General features: G+C 62.5%; 15 protein-coding genes. 4 read left to right on the top strand and 11 right to left on the bottom strand.

All coding sequences use genetic code 11. The annotated features are described in order from the left end of the window. Positions 1-36: 36 nt before the first annotated feature. Genes AC5YUO_RS14275 through mobB form a run of 4 tightly spaced genes read left to right on the top strand, consistent with a single transcriptional unit; the run spans position 37 to position 3,353 of the window. Complete coding sequence (locus AC5YUO_RS14275; RefSeq protein ID WP_496153752.1) at positions 37-1,005, top strand: DMT family transporter; 969 nt, start codon at positions 37-39, stop codon at positions 1,003-1,005. A 1-nt stretch (position 1,006) separates the two neighbouring features. After that, a complete protein-coding gene (locus tag AC5YUO_RS14270) occupies positions 1,007-2,206 on the top strand; it encodes a multidrug effflux MFS transporter (RefSeq protein WP_496153751.1) in 1,200 nt (399 codons plus the stop codon). Next, positions 2,203-2,841 (top strand): molybdenum cofactor guanylyltransferase MobA, encoded by a 639-nt coding sequence (gene mobA / locus AC5YUO_RS14265; protein ID WP_496153750.1) that lies wholly within the window; start codon positions 2,203-2,205, stop codon positions 2,839-2,841. The genes AC5YUO_RS14270 and mobA overlap by 4 nt, the downstream gene beginning before the upstream one ends. Next, positions 2,838-3,353 (top strand): molybdopterin-guanine dinucleotide biosynthesis protein B, encoded by a 516-nt coding sequence (gene mobB, locus AC5YUO_RS14260; protein WP_496153749.1) that lies wholly within the window; start codon positions 2,838-2,840, stop codon positions 3,351-3,353. Before mobA ends, mobB begins: the two co-directional genes overlap by 4 nt. A gap of 189 nt (positions 3,354-3,542) precedes the next feature. On the opposite strand, the gene AC5YUO_RS14255 is transcribed toward mobB, so the two are convergent. The 11 genes from AC5YUO_RS14255 to AC5YUO_RS14205 form a co-directional block, all read right to left on the bottom strand. Continuing rightward, positions 3,543-5,108 carry a peptidoglycan DD-metalloendopeptidase family protein gene (locus tag AC5YUO_RS14255; RefSeq protein ID WP_496153748.1) on the bottom strand — a complete coding sequence of 522 codons (1,566 nt, stop codon included), beginning with the start codon at positions 5,106-5,108 and terminating at the stop codon, positions 3,543-3,545. A gap of 345 nt (positions 5,109-5,453) precedes the next feature. Next, entirely contained in the window at positions 5,454-6,107 is a 654-nt protein-coding gene (locus AC5YUO_RS14250; protein WP_400817721.1) for a protein-L-isoaspartate(D-aspartate) O-methyltransferase, read from the bottom strand. After that, positions 6,104-6,874 (bottom strand): 5'/3'-nucleotidase SurE, encoded by a 771-nt coding sequence (gene surE / locus AC5YUO_RS14245; RefSeq protein ID WP_003522730.1) that lies wholly within the window; start codon positions 6,872-6,874, stop codon positions 6,104-6,106. Before surE ends, AC5YUO_RS14250 begins: the two co-directional genes overlap by 4 nt. A 208-nt stretch (positions 6,875-7,082) precedes the next feature. Beyond that, positions 7,083-8,366 carry a serine--tRNA ligase gene (gene serS, locus AC5YUO_RS14240; protein ID WP_496153747.1) on the bottom strand — a complete coding sequence of 428 codons (1,284 nt, stop codon included), beginning with the start codon at positions 8,364-8,366 and terminating at the stop codon, positions 7,083-7,085. A 102-nt stretch (positions 8,367-8,468) separates the two neighbouring features. Then, positions 8,469-9,272: a twin-arginine translocase subunit TatC gene (gene tatC / locus AC5YUO_RS14235; protein ID WP_065655994.1), complete on the bottom strand. Its 804-nt coding sequence runs from the start codon at positions 9,270-9,272 to the stop codon at positions 8,469-8,471. Then, positions 9,269-10,021: a Sec-independent protein translocase protein TatB gene (tatB, locus tag AC5YUO_RS14230; RefSeq protein WP_496153746.1), complete on the bottom strand. Its 753-nt coding sequence runs from the start codon at positions 10,019-10,021 to the stop codon at positions 9,269-9,271. Before tatB ends, tatC begins: the two co-directional genes overlap by 4 nt. A gap of 157 nt (positions 10,022-10,178) precedes the next feature. Further along, positions 10,179-10,388 (bottom strand): twin-arginine translocase TatA/TatE family subunit, encoded by a 210-nt coding sequence (locus AC5YUO_RS14225; protein ID WP_496153745.1) that lies wholly within the window; start codon positions 10,386-10,388, stop codon positions 10,179-10,181. Between the two features lie 128 nt (positions 10,389-10,516). Continuing rightward, positions 10,517-11,251, bottom strand: a complete 735-nt coding sequence (scpB, locus tag AC5YUO_RS14220; protein ID WP_496153744.1) for an SMC-Scp complex subunit ScpB — start codon at positions 11,249-11,251, stop codon at positions 10,517-10,519. Further along, complete coding sequence (locus tag AC5YUO_RS14215; protein ID WP_496153743.1) at positions 11,241-12,089, bottom strand: segregation and condensation protein A; 849 nt, start codon at positions 12,087-12,089, stop codon at positions 11,241-11,243. Before AC5YUO_RS14215 ends, scpB begins: the two co-directional genes overlap by 11 nt. A 58-nt stretch (positions 12,090-12,147) precedes the next feature. After that, positions 12,148-13,164: a beta-N-acetylhexosaminidase gene (nagZ, locus tag AC5YUO_RS14210; protein ID WP_496153742.1), complete on the bottom strand. Its 1,017-nt coding sequence runs from the start codon at positions 13,162-13,164 to the stop codon at positions 12,148-12,150. A 233-nt stretch (positions 13,165-13,397) separates the two neighbouring features. After that, on the bottom strand, positions 13,398-16,448 hold the full coding sequence (locus tag AC5YUO_RS14205; RefSeq protein WP_496153741.1) for an SPOR domain-containing protein: 3,051 nt from the start codon (positions 16,446-16,448) through the stop codon (positions 13,398-13,400). Positions 16,449-16,499: the final 51 nt, after the last annotated feature.

The raw sequence follows: 16,499 nt of genomic DNA, 5'->3' as shown, positions 1-16,499 counted from the left end.
CGGGGGAGAGCCGCGCATGGTCTGGGATATTTGGGAATGGCATTGACGGACAATACGCGCGGCGCCCTGTTCATGGCGCTCGCCATGGCAAGCTTCACGGCCAATGACGCCCTGACGAAATCCGTCACCCCTTACATCAACACCGGCCAGATCATGTTCGTTCGCGGCATCATGACGGTGGTGCTGATCTACATCGCCGCTCGCCATTTCGGCGCGCTGCGTCCGCTGAAAACCCTGCTGCGCCCCATCATCATCCTGCGCTGTCTCTGCGAAGTGACTGCCGCAGTACTCTATCTGACAGCGCTCGGCCTCATCGAATTTTCCAATGCCTCGGCCATATTGCAGTCCCTGCCCCTGGTGGTGACGCTGGGTGCGGCGCTGTTTTTGCGTGAACCCGTGGGCTGGCGGCGCTGGGTGGCGATCATCGTCGGTTTCATCGGCGTGCTCGTCATTATCAGGCCGGGCCCTGAAGGCTTCACGCCGGGTGCGCTTCTGGTCGTCGCATCGCTCGCCGTCACCGCCGCGCGCGATCTGCTGACCAGGAAAATGTATGCCGATGTGCCCTCGCTCGCCATCACCGTCATCACCGCCTTCGTCAATATGGCGGTGGGTGGCCTGTTGATCGTGCCCTTTGGCGGCTGGCAACCGATGAACTTCACGATCGTGTCGCATCTGGCCGCTTCGGCCATTCTGGTGCTGGTCGGTTATCAGGCGATCATCCTGTCGATGAGAACGGGCGAAATCTCCTTCGTCGCGCCGTTCCGTTATACCGGCCTGCTCTGGGGTTTCATGATCGGCGTGTTCTTCTTCAACGAAAAGATCGACAATTACACCATCATCGGCGCCATGATCGTCATCGGCTCGGGCCTTTATACCTTCTACCGCGAAAGCCTGCGCAAGCGCTCGCAGATGGCCAAGCGCGCCGCCGCCACACCCACCGCGGCGACCACGGTGCGGCCGGCTTCCGTAACGAAAACTGCCGTAACGGAAGAGGCGGGAGAATGACATGAACAGCGGCCGTTTTCTGGACAGAACCACCCCGCCCCACATCATCACGCTGGTCGTCATCGCCGGCGTCGCGGCGCTGTGCATGAATGTGTTCCTGCCTTCGCTTGCGGCCATGGCGATCTACTTCGAGACCGATTATGCGGTGATGCAATTTGCCGTTTCTGGCTATCTCGCCGCCACCGCCTGCCTGCAGCTCATCATCGGCCCACTCTCCGATCTCTTCGGCCGCCGCCCGGTCATGCTCGCCAGCATCGCCATCATGATCGTCGCAACGCTCGTCTGCATGCTGGCGCCCAACATCACCGTTTTCATGATCGGGAGCGTTGCGCAGGCGGCCGTCGTTTCCGGTTTTGTGCTGGCGCGCGCCATCGTGCGCGACATGGTACCGATGGAACAGGCCGCGTCGATGATCGGCTACGTCACCATGGGCATGTCCGTGGTGCCGATGGTCGGCCCGACGGTTGGCGGCCTGCTCAACGATATTTCCGGCTGGCAGTCGAGCTTTGCCCTTCTTTCCCTGCTCGGCGTCGGCATTCTGGTGCTCGCCTGGTTCGATCTCGGCGAAACCAACCACAATAAATCGGCAAGCTTTTCGCAGCAGTTTCACGCCTGGCCGGAACTTCTGCGTTCGCCGCTCTTCTGGGGTTACGCGCTGACCTCGACCTTCTCATCGGGCATGTTCTTCTCCTTCCTCGGCGGCGCGCCCTTTGTCGGCAGCGTCATCTATGGGCTTGCGCCGGCCATGCTCGGCCTGCAATTCTTCTTCATGGCCAGCGGTTACATGCTCGGCAACTTCATCTCCGGCCGTTATGCCAGCGAAATCGGCATCACCCGCATGATGCTGTCGGGCAATGTCATCGCCATCGCCGGCATCGTAACGACCATGATGCTGATCTCTGCCGGGGCGGAAAGCGCCTATGCGTTTTTCGTGCCGCTTGCCCTGATCGGCGTCGGCAACGGCGTGACACTGCCGAGCGCCAATGCCGGCATGGTCAGCGTGCAGCCGCATCTGGCCGGTTCCGCCTCCGGCCTCGGCGGCGCGATGACCATCGGCGGCGGCGCGGCACTCTCGGTGCTCGCCTCCTCGGTCCTGTCCAGGGAGGACGGAACCTGGCCGCTTCTTCTGGTGATGCTGGCGACCGGCCTTGTCGCCCTCCTCACCACCTATATCGTAAGGCTGCAGGAAAAGCGGGAATGACGGTCCCTCTTGAAATACCCGGTCTCGTGCTCGCCGGCGGGCTTTCGCGGCGCATGGGCAGCAACAAGGCGATGGTGCAATTGGGCGATGCGGCCCTCATCTCCCATGTCATCAGCCGCATCACGCCACAGGTCTCAGATGTCACCATCAATGCGGCCATCCATGGCGATAACGGCTGGGCGGAAAGTTTCGGCCTGCCGTTGCTGCCCGATACATTGAACGGCCATGCCGGGCCGCTCGCGGGTATCCTGGCCGGCATGCGCCATTTCCAGCATCGTGAGGGTGCGGTCAGTCACTTCCTGACCGCGCCCGCCGACAGCCCGTTTTTCCCTGACGATCTGGTGGCCCGGCTCTGCGAGCACGTATCGGACAATGCGATCGTCATCGCCGCCTCCAGCGGCCAGCTTCATCCGGTTTTTGCGCTATGGCCGGTGGCGCTTGCCGATGATCTCGAGGACTGGCTGAAGAACGATGTGAACCGGCGCATCCGCGCCTATCTCGCCCGCCATGTCACCATCGGCGTGGCCTTCCCGCCGCTGGAAACGGCAAAGGGCAGCCTCGATCCGTTCTTCAACATCAACACGCCGGATGAACTGGCGCTGGCGCGCAGCTATCTGGAGAACATCGGATCATGACGGCACAAAAGGTCTTCGGCATCGCCGGCTGGAAAAACTCGGGCAAGACGGGCCTCGCGGTCAGCATCGTCACCGAGCTGACCGCGCGCGGCTACCGCGTCTCCACCATCAAGCACGCCCATCATGATTTCGATATCGACAAGGTCGGCGCGGATAGCTGGCGCCACCGCCAGGCCGGCGCACATGAGGTCACCATCGTTTCCGGCACCCGCTTTGCGATCATGCATGAATTGCGCGGCGAACCGGAACCCTCCTTCGAGGATATTCTCGCCCGCCTCGCGCCGTGCGATCTGGTGCTGATCGAAGGCTATAAATACGAGCCTGTGCCGAAGATCGAAGCCCGCCGGCTGGAGGCCGCCAAGACCCAACCGCTTGCGCCGCTTGATCCGCATATCATCGCCATTGCCGCAGATCATGCGGTAACGGACACGACCCTCCCCGTTTTCGATCTCAATGATACCGCGACGATTGCCGATTTCATCGAGAAGACGGTGGGGCTGGTGAGGCAATAGCGACCTTTCCGCCGCCACCTCTCCTCTGTCATCCTCGGGCTTGACCCGAGGATCCACAACTCGGCGCACCATGGATCCTCGGGTCGAGCCCGAGGATGACGTCGAGTGTGTAGAGACGCTCGTCATCACCCCCCAAAATGAAAAAGCCGGGCTCTTCACCCGGCTTCATCATTCCTTGAGACGCAATACCTATTCAAGGAAACTGGAGGGGTTCACCGGCGTCGCATCCTTGCGAACTTCGAAGTGAACCTGCGGACGCTTGGCGCTGCCGGTCATGCCAGAGGTAGCGATGGTCTGGCCGCGCTGCACCTTCTGGCCGCGCTGCACGTCGAGATTGGCGGCGTTGCCGTAAACGGTGACCTTGCCGTCGTCGTGGCGGACGAGAACCGTGTTGCCGAGCTGCTTCAGGCCGTTGCCGGCATAGATGACCACGCCGTTTTCAGCGGCCTTGATCGGCGTACCCTCGGGAACGGAGATGTTGATGCCGTCATTGCGGCTGCCTTCGACATTGTCGCCGAAATTGTTGATGACCGCGCCGCGAACCGGCCAGCGATATTTGCCGATGCCGGTGGATTCCGGTGCGACGGAGGCCATGTCGGCTTTCTTCTCGATGTCGCTGACGCTGGCGGTCGCCGGCGTGGCGGGCGCAGTCGGAGCGGCGGCGGCAGCCGGGGCCTTGTAGGGCTCAGGCTTGGCGGACGCGGTTTCGACCGGCTTGGCCGCTTCCTTGGCGGGAACGGAAGCCGTCTTGATGGCATCCGTCGAAGCGCCCGGCATGGCAAGCGTCTGGCCGACACGAATGTTTTCGTTGGAAATGCCGTTGGCGGCCTTGAGTGCGGCAACCGAGACGCCGTTTTCACGGGCGATCTTCGCCAGGCTGTCACCCGGCTGAACCTTGTAGCCACCGGTGGGCGGCAGCGGCTTGCCACCGGGAGGCGTCAGCTTGCCGGATTCGGACGAAACCTTGTCACGGGCGGCGGCCTGCGACGGCAGCACAGCCACATTCCCTTCCGGGCTACGCAGCGGTGTCGGCTGGTCGCCATTGCGGTTGAGCGCGATATCGCCGGCGGCGTCCTTGGCGGCATTGCGGACCTGACCGAACTTCGGAATGAGGATCGACTGGCCGGCCTGCGCCGAGGATGCGGTCTTCAGACCGTTGACGCGCAGCAGCTCCTTCTCCGGAACACCGTAGCGGTTGGAGAGCGTCGCGATGCTTTCGCCGGGACGCAGGGTCACGGAGGACGCGCCATCGGTGTGCCAGCCGTTCTTGTCGGAACGCACGGTTGCGGTGGTCAGATTGTCGGCGACGGGAGCGGCAGCCTGCCGGGCGGGTGCGGCGAGAGACGGCGCGGCCTTGGGCTGAGCGGACGGGAAAGGCTGGGCCATGGCTTCGTTGCGGGTCGACGGATCGCGGCTTGCCACCGCCGTCGGCGCCGACAGCTCGGAACGCTGCACCGGGGAGGCCGAAGCCGAGCGGGCCGTGGAAGGCTGAACGCCGCCATAACCACCCGATTGCGGGTAGGAATTGCCCGCCATGTTCTGGTTGGCATAACCGCCCTGCGGTGCGGCAGAGGCGTAACCGCCATTCATGTCGCCCTGCGGAACCGGGGCCTGCCCGTAAGCACCGCCGCCCTGACGGGCAGGAATTGACGCCGTGGTCATCTGATCCGGTCCACTGGAAAAGAGGCCGCTGAACCGCGTTGCATCCGAGCTACAGCCCGTTGCGACGCTTGCCAGCAATGCCGCTGCGAACATTTTTGCGACTGATTTTCCGATTTTAGACGAATGTCTCATACGCATGACTCGATCTACACTGACGCCAACCCGCCGCATCGAGACCGATCCGGCACAAATTTCACTTCTTGCAAGGCCCATTTCCCGAGGTGGGGAAAACCATGCGTCGATGTTTATGATTAAAGCGCGTTAGTGTTACCACGCCGTTAAAACGTTAAGCCGTTTGGCGCTTTTTTGACACTTCGATAACCATGACGAAAACCGGATGCGTCATGTTGGAACAATAATGATATTGAAAATCAGTTAGTTGCGGAAATTCAGAACATTAGAAGACAAAAATGAATTGCCTTCAAAATTTTCATTTCGTCACAAATGCCGGGCAATATGGGTGCTGAGCGGCAGATAAGGCGCCTCGAACAGCTCTTCCTTTTCGAAGCGGCTGCCGGTCTTTGAGAAGCGCGTCATCACGCAACGATCGCCCTCAACGATGATCGGCGCGATCATCATGCCGCCCGAGACGATCTGCTCGGCAAAGAAGCGCGGCATGGTGGTGAAGGCGGCGGTGGAGACGATGCGGTCAAAGGTGCCCTCGCCCACCAGACCGTTGCTGCCATCCGCCTGACGGATGACGACATTGCGGATGGAGAGATCGTCGAGACAGTTCTGCGCCTGCTGCACCAGCGTCTTGTAACGCTCCAGCGAAAACACCCGCTCGACCCGCCGGGCAATGATCGCCGTCATGAAACCGCTGCCGGTGCCGATCTCAAGCACGCGCTGGCCGGGTTTCAGCTGCAGGCGGGCGAGGATCTTCACCGCCATGTCGGCGCCTTCCATGAAGGCGCCGCAGTCGATCGGGATCGTGCGGCTGGAATAGGCGTCGGCCGTAAATTGCGGCGGCACGAATTTGGAACGCGGCGTCTGCTCGACCGCCGTCAGAAGGTCGAGATCGGAAATCCCCTCGCCCCTTAAACGGAGAACGAGGGCGGCAAAACCTTCCTTTTCGACCATTGCGGATTTCAATCGGCGACTCCGAATCCAAGTGCTTGCGCAACCCGATCCTTCACCGTGTAGTCCGTCAGGTCAAGCTTAAGCGGTGTCACGGAAATCTTGCCATGTTTCAAAGCGTGAATATCGGTGCCTTCGCGGAAGGTGCCGAGACGCTCGCCGAAGCGCAGCCAGTAATAGGGAAAACCGCGGCCGTCCTGACGCTCTTCCACCGTCAGGCCGAAATCGAGCTTGCCCTGACCGGTCACGGAAACGCCCTGCACATCCTTGGGCGCGCAATTGGGGAAATTGAGATTGAGGAAGGTACCATCAGGCAGTTCCACATTCATCAGCTTGCGCAGAAGGTCCGGCGCATAGGTCTCGGCGACTTCCCACGGCACGACGCGGCCATCGGCATGGCTGAACGCCTGGCTGAGCGCAAAGGAGCGAACGCCCTGCAGCGTACCTTCGATGGCGCCGGCAATGGTACCGGAATAGGTCACGTCATCGGCCATGTTGGCGCCGGCATTGACGCCTGACAGCACGAGATCCGGCTTTTCCGGCAGGACCTCGCGAATGCCCATGATGACGCAATCGGTCGGCGTGCCGCGCAGCGCGAAATGCTTGTCGGAAACCTTGCGCAGCCGCAGCGGTTCGGAGAGCGTCAGCGAATGCGCGAGACCGCTCTGGTCTGTCTCCGGCGCGACGATCCAGACATCGTCGGACAGGGTGCGGGCGATACGCTCCAGCACGGCTAGACCTTCGGCGTGGATACCGTCGTCATTCGTCAGCAAAATCCGCATGTTTCTCTCTCCGCTGCTGTGTCCCACTATGAGGACACAATGATTTCTCTCACAGAAGCACCCCCACGACCGTCATTCCGGCCTTGAGCCGGAATCCAGTCGACGCGCGTCTGCGCGGCGGGAAGAGTCTTTTTCAGCCCAAGGACTTGGGCTGGCTGGATTCCGGCTCAAGGCCGGAATGACGGCCGCGTCTTTAACCGACGGACAATCAAGCCGCCTTCTCGATCCGCTTCAGACCGCCCATATAGGGCAGCAGCACGTCTGGAATTGTGACGGAACCGTCGTCGTTCAGATAATTTTCGAGAACCGCGATCAGGCAGCGGCCGACAGCCGTGCCGGAGCCGTTCAGCGTGTGAACGAACTTCGTTGCCTTGTCGTCCTTGCCGCGATAACGCGCATTCATGCGCCGCGCCTGGAAATCGCCGCAGACCGAGCAGGAGGAAATTTCGCGATAGGTGTTCTGGCCGGGCAGCCACACTTCCAGATCGTAGGTCTTGCGGGCGCTGAAGCCCATATCGCCGGTGCAGAGCGTCATGGTGCGGAAATGCAGGCCAAGACGCTTCAGCACTTCCTCGGCGCAGGCCGTCATGCGCTCATGTTCGGCGACAGCACTTTCCGCATCGGTGATGGAGACGAGTTCGCACTTCCAGAACTGGTGCTGGCGCAGCATGCCGCGCGTGTCGCGGCCGGCCGAACCCGCTTCCGAACGGAAGGACGGCGTCAGCGCGGTGAAGCGTAGCGGCAGTTTTTCCTGATCGAGAATTTCGCCTGACACGAGGTTGGTCAGCGTCACTTCCGCCGTCGGGATCAGCCAGCGGCCATCGGTGGTCTTGAACAGGTCCTCGGAGAATTTCGGCAATTGCCCCGTGCCGAACATCGCCTCGTCGCGCACCATCAGCGGCGAGGAAACTTCGGTGTAGCCATGTTCAGATGTATGAAGATCGATCATGAACTGGCCGAGCGCCCGCTCAAGACGCGCCAGCTGGCTGGTCAGAACGGTGAAACGCGCACCCGAAAGCTTGGCGGCGCGTTCGAAATCCATATAGCCGAGCGCTTCGCCGATTTCGAAATGCTCCTTCGCCGCATGGTTCCAGCCGGGCTTCTGACCGACGAAACGGGTGACGGCGTTGTCATGTTCGTCCTTGCCATCGGGCACATCGTCGAAGGGTATGTTCGGCAAGCGCGACAGCGCGTCGTTGAGCTCGGCGGTGACCTGACGGTCCTCCTCCTCCGCACGCGGCATGTTGTCCTTGAGGTCGGCGACCTCCGCCTTCAGTTTCTCCGCAAGCTCCATGTTCTTCTGCGCCATGGCGGCGCCGATTTCCTTGGAGGCGGCGTTACGACGGGACTGCATGTCCTGCAGGGACTGGATGACGGAACGGCGCTTTTCATCGAGCGCGATCAGGCCGCTGGCGGCACGCTCAGCGCCACGGCGCGCAAGCGCCGCATCGAAGGCTTCGGGGTTTTCGCGTATCCATTTAATGTCGTGCATCGTCGTTCCAGACCGTTGTTGCATCACCCGTGTTTTACAGCAAAACGCCGGGCATGAACCCGGCGCGAGGAGATTGTTGGAGCGGCGAGACCTTCAGAAATATCAGGTCTCCTCCAGCTCCGTGCTTGCGGATTCCGCAGCGCGCTTCCTCTCCACGAGTCGAGCCATATAGATGGAAATCTCGTAGAGAATGATCGCAGGCAGCGCAAGACCGATCTGGGACATGGGGTCCGGCGGCGTCAGCACGGCGGCAACCACAAAGGCGAGGACGATCGCGAATTTGCGCTTTTCCCGCAGCCAGTCGCTGGTCAAAAGCCCGACGCGCGCCAGAAGCGTCGTGACGACGGGCAGCTGGAACACCAGACCGAAGGAGAGAACCAGCGTCATGATGAGGCTGAGATATTCCGACACCTTCGGCATCAGCGAAATCGCCACCTCGCCATCCTCGGGCAATTGCTGCATGGCGAGGAAGAACCACATGACCATGGGCGTGAAGAAGAAATAGACGAGCGCCGCACCGATGAGAAAAAGGATCGGCGAAGCGATGAGGAACGGCAGGAAGGCCGCCCGTTCGTTCTTGTAGAGCCCCGGCGCCACGAATTTATAAAGCTGCGAGGCGACCACGGGAAACGAGATCACCATCGCGCCGAACATGGCGACCTTGATCTGCGTGAAGAAGAATTCCTGCGGCGCGGTATAGATCAGCGACGATTTCGTGACATCGAGGCCCGCCCAGAGAACCGCCCATTTATACGGAATGACGAGCAGGTTGAACAGGTGCTTGGCAACGGCGAAACAGGCGATGAAGGCGACGAAGAACGCGCCAAGCGCCCAGATCAGCCGCGTGCGCAACTCCATGAGATGCTCGATAAGCGGCTGCGGCTTATCCTCGATATCCCCGCTCATGCTTCATCCTTTTTGGGCTTTGCAGCCTTGGTTTTTGCCGTTTTCGCTGGCTTGGCCTCGGCCACGACCGCCTTGTCTGCGGCAGACTTCCTGACGGCTGCCTTCTTGGCGACGGCCTTCACGGTGGGTTTGGAAACAGCGGGCTTCGAAATCGCGGGCTCACTGGTTTTCACTGCCGGGGCGGTTTCGGGCGTCGCGGCGGCCTTGCTGCGGGCGGCGCGTTTCGGCTTGGCGGCAACCGCTTCGGCCTCGACGGTCGCAATCGATTTCGCCCGCGCGCGCTTCGGCTTTTCTTGCGCCGCCACGGCTGCGGCAACCGGCGCAGCGGATGCGGCGACAGCAGGCGGCGCATCCGGCAGCTTCATCTCCGGCTCTGGCACGCTGACCAGCGGCGCAACCGGCTCGCTTGTGGCAGGCGCAGGCGTGGAAGACAGGCCGTCCGGCGGCGTGGTCGCCTTCTGCAGATCGGACTTGATCTCGTTGCCGAGCTGGCGCAGCGGGTTCATCGCATCCCGCAGCGAGTTGGTCGGGTTGAGATTGCGGACATCGGAGATGGTCTGGCGCACATCGTCCATGTCGGCCTCTTTGAGGGCCTCATCGAACTGGGTGCGGAAATCCCCCGCCATCTTGCGAAGGCCGGCCATCGTCTTGCCGAAGGCGCGGATCATGGGAGGCAAGTCCTTGGGCCCGACGACCACGATCAACACGACCGCAATCACCAGAAGCTCGCTCCAGCCGATATCTAACATCAATATGCTCCCGAGACCCTAGCGCATCGGCCCGACAGTCGAAGTGGATTTTCGACGGGAACGATGCGCAACTTCCAAGTGATAGAGCGTCCCTTGCGCGTCCGGAAGGACGCACGGCGCTCTAGCGCCAGTCTCACACCAGGCGACAAAAGGCCGCTTACTTGATCTCGTCAGCCTTGTGGTCGACGGTCTTCGTGTTGGCATCGGCCGGCGGCGGCGGCGTCTGGTCTTCGTCAGCCATGCCCTTCTTGAAGCTCTTGATGCCCTTTGCGACATCGCCCATCAATTCCGGGATCTTGCCGCGTCCGAACAGGACGAGGACGATCACCAGCACGATAAGCCAATGCCACACACTAAAAGAACCCATAACTGAAACTCCTGAATTTCGCTGTCAGACGATGTAAGACGTTTGAAAGGCTTTTTCAAACGACAAATCGTCGCTTCAACAGCGAGTGCATATAAAGTTTTCGTGGTCCCGCCAACAGGATGGCGATATCAATCCTCGCCGTCGCCGCCGCCGGGCGCTAGCAGGCCCAGTTCTTCCAGATCGAGCTGCGTGATCGGGTCTTCGTCCTCCCGCAATTCGTCGCTCATCATCGGCAGAGGCACGCCGAAATTGGAGGGAATGCGGCCCGAAAGCAGCCCCGCGCCCTTCAGCTCCTCAAGGCCCGGCAGATCGCGCAGTTCCTCGAGGCCGAAATGGTCGAGAAACTCCACCGTGGTGCCGATCGTCACCGGCCGGCCGGGGGTACGCCTGCGGCCACGGAACCTGACCCAGCCCGCCTCCATCAGCACGTCAAGCGTGCCGCGCGAGGTCTGCACGCCGCGGATTTCCTCGATTTCGGCGCGTGTCACCGGTTGATGATATGCGATAATCGCCAGAACTTCCAGCGCCGCGCGCGACAGCTTCTTCGGCTCCTTTTCCTCGGCGCGGATGACGAAGGAGAGATCGCCGGCGGTGCGGAAGGCCCATTGCCCGCCCACCTGCACGAGATTGACGCCCCGCTCCGCATAGGCGGCCTTCACACGCTGCAGGATGGCGACGACATCCATGCCGCGCGGCAGGCGTTCTGCGATGAAACCCACGGAAACCGGCTCGGACGAGGCAAAGACCAGGGCTTCAGCGATGCGCTCGGCCTCCTTCAGCTGGCGCTCGGAAAACACCGTGGGTTCGGGCTCCACCCCAGCTGTCACGATCGTCGCTTCGGCGGTCTCATCGTCATTCATCATTGTCAGTCCTTTCGGCATTCACCGCACGGTCGTCCCTTGTGCCACGGCGCATATAGATGGGCTGGAAAGCACCCTCCTGCCGGATTTGCAACGATCCCTCGCGCACCAGTTCCAGCGACGCGGCAAAGGCGCTGGCAATCGCCGTCACGCGCATGGCGGGATCTGGCACATATTGCAGCAGATATTGATCGAGCACCGTCCATTCCCCGACATCGCCGAGCAGATTGTTCAGAAGCTCACGCGCCTCGACAAGCGACCAGACCTGCCGCTTTTCAATGGTCACCTGGGTAATCGACTGCCGCTGCCGCAGATTGGCATAGGCGCTCAGGAGATCGTAGAGATTGGCCTCGTAGGCCGAGCGGTTGATATGCGGAATATGCTCCGGCGCGCCACGGGCAAAAACATCGCGGCCGAGCTGGGCGCGGTTGACGAGGCGTTCCGCCGCCTCGCGCATGGCCTCCAGGCGTTTCAGCCGGAAAGCGAGCGTCGCGGCCATTTCTTCGCCCGATGGGCCGTCATCCTTCGATTGCTGCGGAATGAGAAGCTTGGATTTCAGGAAGGCGAGCCACGCCGCCATCACGAGATAATCGGCGGCAAGTTCGATACGCACGCGGCGCGCGCTTTCCACGAATTGCAGATATTGTTCGGCAAGCGCCAGCACCGAAATGCGCGACAGATCGACCTTCTGCGTGCGGGCAAGATGCAGCAGCAGATCGAGCGGGCCTTCGAAGCCAGCGACATCGATGACCAGCCCGGCCTCGCCCGTCAGCCGCTCCGGCGTCACATCCTGCCAGAGCTTGTCCATCGGTGTCGAATTGCGAGACTTGTCTGCGGCCATTGTTCCATCCGCCGGGCGTCCGGCCTGTCGTCCCGAGTAACGGGCCGCCGCCCGACTGTCAGGAAACGGCCCACATGGCGTTGAATTCGGCTCTCAACTCCGCTTCGTCGGAAGGCTCGGCGGCAGGAAAACCCGCTTCCACGGCCCGCACCCGCTCCAGCGAACGGCCGGAAAGAACGGGAACCTCCTCAACGACCTCCAGCATTTCACCCATCACGCCGTTGCAATGCAAGACTATATCGCAGCCACCAGCAACAATATTCGCAGCTCTTTCACCGAGCGTGCCCTTCAGCGCATTCATGGAGCTATCGTCGGACATCAGCAGGCCGTCAAATCCGATCCGACCACGAATGATCTCCTCGATCACCTTCGGCGAGGTCGTCGCCGGCCGCTCGCGGTCCACGGCGTTGAACACCAGATGCGCGCTCATCGCCATCAATTCGCGGTTCAGCGCCCGGAACGGCACGAAATCATGGCCGTCCAGCTCATCGAGCGGCACATCGACGACGGGCAACTCATGGTGCGAATCCACCATGCCACGGCCATGGCCCGGCATGTGTTTCATGACAGGCAGCATGCCGCCCGCCTTCAGCCCGTCGGCCGCCGCCTGCCCCATCTCGGCCACCATGGCCGGCTTGTAGCCATAGGCGCGGTTGCCGATGACATTGCTGGCGCCTTCCACCGGCACGTCGAGCACCGGCAGGCAATCGATAGTGATGCCGAACCTCATGAGATCAAAGGCGTGCAGGCGTGACATCAGCCAGGCGGCGCGCAGACCGGCATCCCGGTCGCGCTCATAGATTTCACCGAGAATGCGGGCATTCGGATAGGCCTGCAGGATCGGCGGCTTGATGCGCTGCACGCGCCCGCCCTCCTGATCGATCAGCACCGGCGCGTCTGGCCGCCCGACGGCATCGCGCATGGCGGCGACGAGATCGGCGATCTGCTGCGGTTCGCCGATATTGCGGCCGAACAGGATGAAGCCCCACGGCTGCTGGTCGCGATAAAGGGCAATCTCGTCGGCAGTCAGCGAAAGCCCGCTGCATCCGAGGATCATAGCTTTGCAATCGGTCATGGTGTCACGCTCAAGGGGGAAATAAGGAGTAAGGAAACTGCGCCATCGGGACTGCGAAAATCGCCCGACAACCTCTCCGCCGTCATCCTCGGGCTTGACCCGAGGATCCATCGCTCCGGGTGTGGATCCTCGGGTCAAGCCCGAGGATGACGCGGGGTGCGATGGAAGGGCCAGGATACTTCAAGGGCTGCCTCACGCGGCAGCCCGATCTTTCTAGGCCAATCCGACCGTTATCACCGCGCGACCAGGCAGCTGCCGCCTGCCGAGCGGAACTTTTCGCACAGCGCCACGGCTTCGTTCTTGTCACCCGCCGGGATGCGGACGCGGTAGAACGTGCCCTTGCCGGCGATTTCGGCGGCCTTGATGTCGACGCCGCGTCCACCGATGACCGAGCCGAACTTGGCCGACATGTTCTGGTAGGACTTCTGGGCTTCCGCCTGGCTCGGCAGCGAGGCGATCTGGATGTAATAGCCACCGGCGGAAGGCGTGCTGGTCGCTGCGGGCGTCGCGGCTGCCGTCTGCTGCTGCGCGGCCTGCGGCTGCGCCGGAGCGGTCGCCGGGCGGACATTGCCCTGATTGGTGACCGTTGCCACCACATTGGCGGGCTGCGAGGACGGACGCGCCGCGGGAACGGGCGCCGCCGACTGTGCGGCCGGTGCCGTATGTGCGGCCGGTGTCGTCGCGGCAGGCGTATTTGCCTGCGGCTGGGCCTGTTCCGGCGCGACCGGAACCCGCGATGCGGCGATGACGGCGGGAGCGCCCTCACCCGGCTTCGCGGTCTGCGGTGCCGCAAGCTCCTCGACCTTGTCGGCCTTCGGCGGCTGGGCTGCCGGCGCATCGACTTCCTGGGCGACAAGCGTGCCGTCAGGCTTGACGATCATGGTGCGGACCTTGCGCGGCGAAACGCCGGTTGCAGCTGAACCTTCGTTCTGCGCGGCCTTTTCTTCCGGCGAAAGCAGGCGCGGATCCTCGGTCTCGCCAACCGGCGTGCCGGCGGCTTGCATATCCGCGTCGTTTTCGCCTTCCAGCGGCAATTGTTCGGGGATCAGCGTGCGCTGAACCACATCCACCGGCTGCTCGTTGCTGGAAATCAGCGCCGGCTGCTTCGGATCGGCAGCGCTGCCGCCGGCCACTCGGTCATAAACCGCCTTGTCCTGGTTCGGCACGACGCGACCGCCCGGATTTTCCGGCACGACCTTCATCGGATCGTTATCGGCGGAGATGATGACCGGTGCGCCATTGGAACCGGTGCTCGACGAACCGCCTGACACCAGCGCGTAAACGCCGCCGCCGATCAGCACCAGACCTATTGCCGCAGCAACCGGCATGATCCAGCGGCGACCGCCGCGCTCATCCTCGTCACGATAGGCCGCCTGATGGTCGACATAGGTATTTTCGGCATCGCGCGGGGCGTTGCCACGGGAAGCCGCAGCCTCCTGCATGGAGCGGCGGAAATCCTCTTCCAGCGCCCGTTCGAATTCGTCGGCCTCTTCCGGAGCCTGCGCCGGGCGCGCCTGCGCCGCACCGCGGTTTTCCGCATGTTTATGACGGTCGAGACCACCGGCAACCGCAGGCGCAAACAGCGTCGCAAGCTCGGTATCGATATCGAGTTCTTCCTCGTGGCGGCGAGCGGCCGGCTTGGGTTCGAAAACCCCGACCGGCAGTTCCGGCACATCCATCTCGACGATGTTTTCCGGATGTTCTTCCGTCTCGCCGATCTGCGAAGGATCGAAAGGCAGGCTTTCCAGCGTCTGCGGCGCAACGGGCTGGGGAGCAGCCGGACGCGGCTGAACCGGAGCGGCGGCCACGGGCGCGGCAACAGCAGCAGCAACCGACGCAGGGCGCGGCTGCGGTGCAGGCTGTTCCCTCACCGGCTGCGGCGCAACGACAGCAGCGGCGACCGGAGCGGCCGGCTGTTGGCGGAAGGGTTGCGGCGCAGGCGCAGGAACAACCTCCGCCTCGGCAATTTCAGACAGGTCCAGATCAAGATCGAGATCGTCGAGCGCAAGCTCGAAATCATCGTCGTTGAAGCCGGCGAAGTCCGTGAAATCAAGCTCTTCAGCGGGTGCTGCGGGCGCAGCAGCGGCAACCGGCGCTGCCGTTACAGGCGGGGCGGCAACCACGGGGGGCTCCACCTTCGCAGCGGGGACGGCCTGCACGACCGGCGTTTCGCCACGACCGGGAATGGAATATTTCGCGACGTCGTAAATCAACTCGTCCATTGGCGAGCGATGTTTCGCTGCCGGCTTCTCGGCAACATCGAACGCCAGAGGCTCGGCGGCAGGCGTGAAGGTCTCGGCGACCGCTGGCGCAAAGGACGAAGCGGGCTCTTCCGCCTGAACGACAGCAGGCGCGGGAGTGGCTTCAATCTGCGGCTCTATACGGGCTGCGGCAGGCTGCTGCTCGGAGCGCGGGTCGACCCGCTTCGGATCGGCGGCAGAAACATCCCGACGCGCGCCGAAATTGGCGAGCGGCAGGCGCAGGCTGGAGAATTCCAGCGAGGAACGGCCGCCATGCGGCGGCGGACGCACGGAAACCGGTGCGGGCGCTTCCTCGGCGACAGCTATTTCCACCTCGTCAGCGAGATCGAAAGCCTGCGGCTCCGGCGCATAGGAATGACCATCGGCGTGAATGTTGCTCGAAACATCGGCCGGAAGCTCCGGCATCGTGTGCCATTCTGGCTCAACGGGTTCCGCGGCCTGCGGTTCTTCTTCCCATGCCCCCTGCTGGGCGGCCGGCTGGTAAACCATCGGCTCGGCAGGACGCGACTGGCGCGAATGCACGTCGAAAACTTCCGCCACCGCGGAGGCATCGTCGCGGAAATCCGCGCGGATATCCTGCGTGGTCGTTTCGACGTAGTTGTGAATATAGGCCTGATCGACTTCCGGAAGCGGCTCTTCCCTCACCTCCGGCGCGGCTGCGGCCACGGGCGCGGGTTCGGCCGCCGGCGCAAGCTCGGGCTCGCGGCGGGCGAAAACCGATTCGACACGCTGCATGAAATCGTTGGGATGGATGCCCGCGCGAACATCGTTTGCCGGATCAAGAACGACCGGATCGGCATGCGGCGCATCGTAGACTTCGAACTCCCGAAGCAACTCGTCCTCGAGGTTGAATTCGGGTTCGCGACGGGTTGCCGGTGAGGCAGCGCGCGGCGCAGCCTCGGAACCCGCAGGCGAAGGACGATCTTCAAAGCCGACGATACGCGCCAGTTCTGCCAGAGGATCGTTGTCAGCGAACCCTTCGGACCGGGCGTCCCGGTTATACGCGACATTTTTTTCGACCATTACGTGTTCCACCATCTACGCATTGCAGCTCTTGCCAGCGTATTGTGAGCA

The organism is Agrobacterium sp. LEGMi-208b (genome assembly GCF_059511785.1).
Note: the sequence above shows the minus strand (reverse complement) of the source record. Positions and strands in the feature narration are given on the sequence as shown.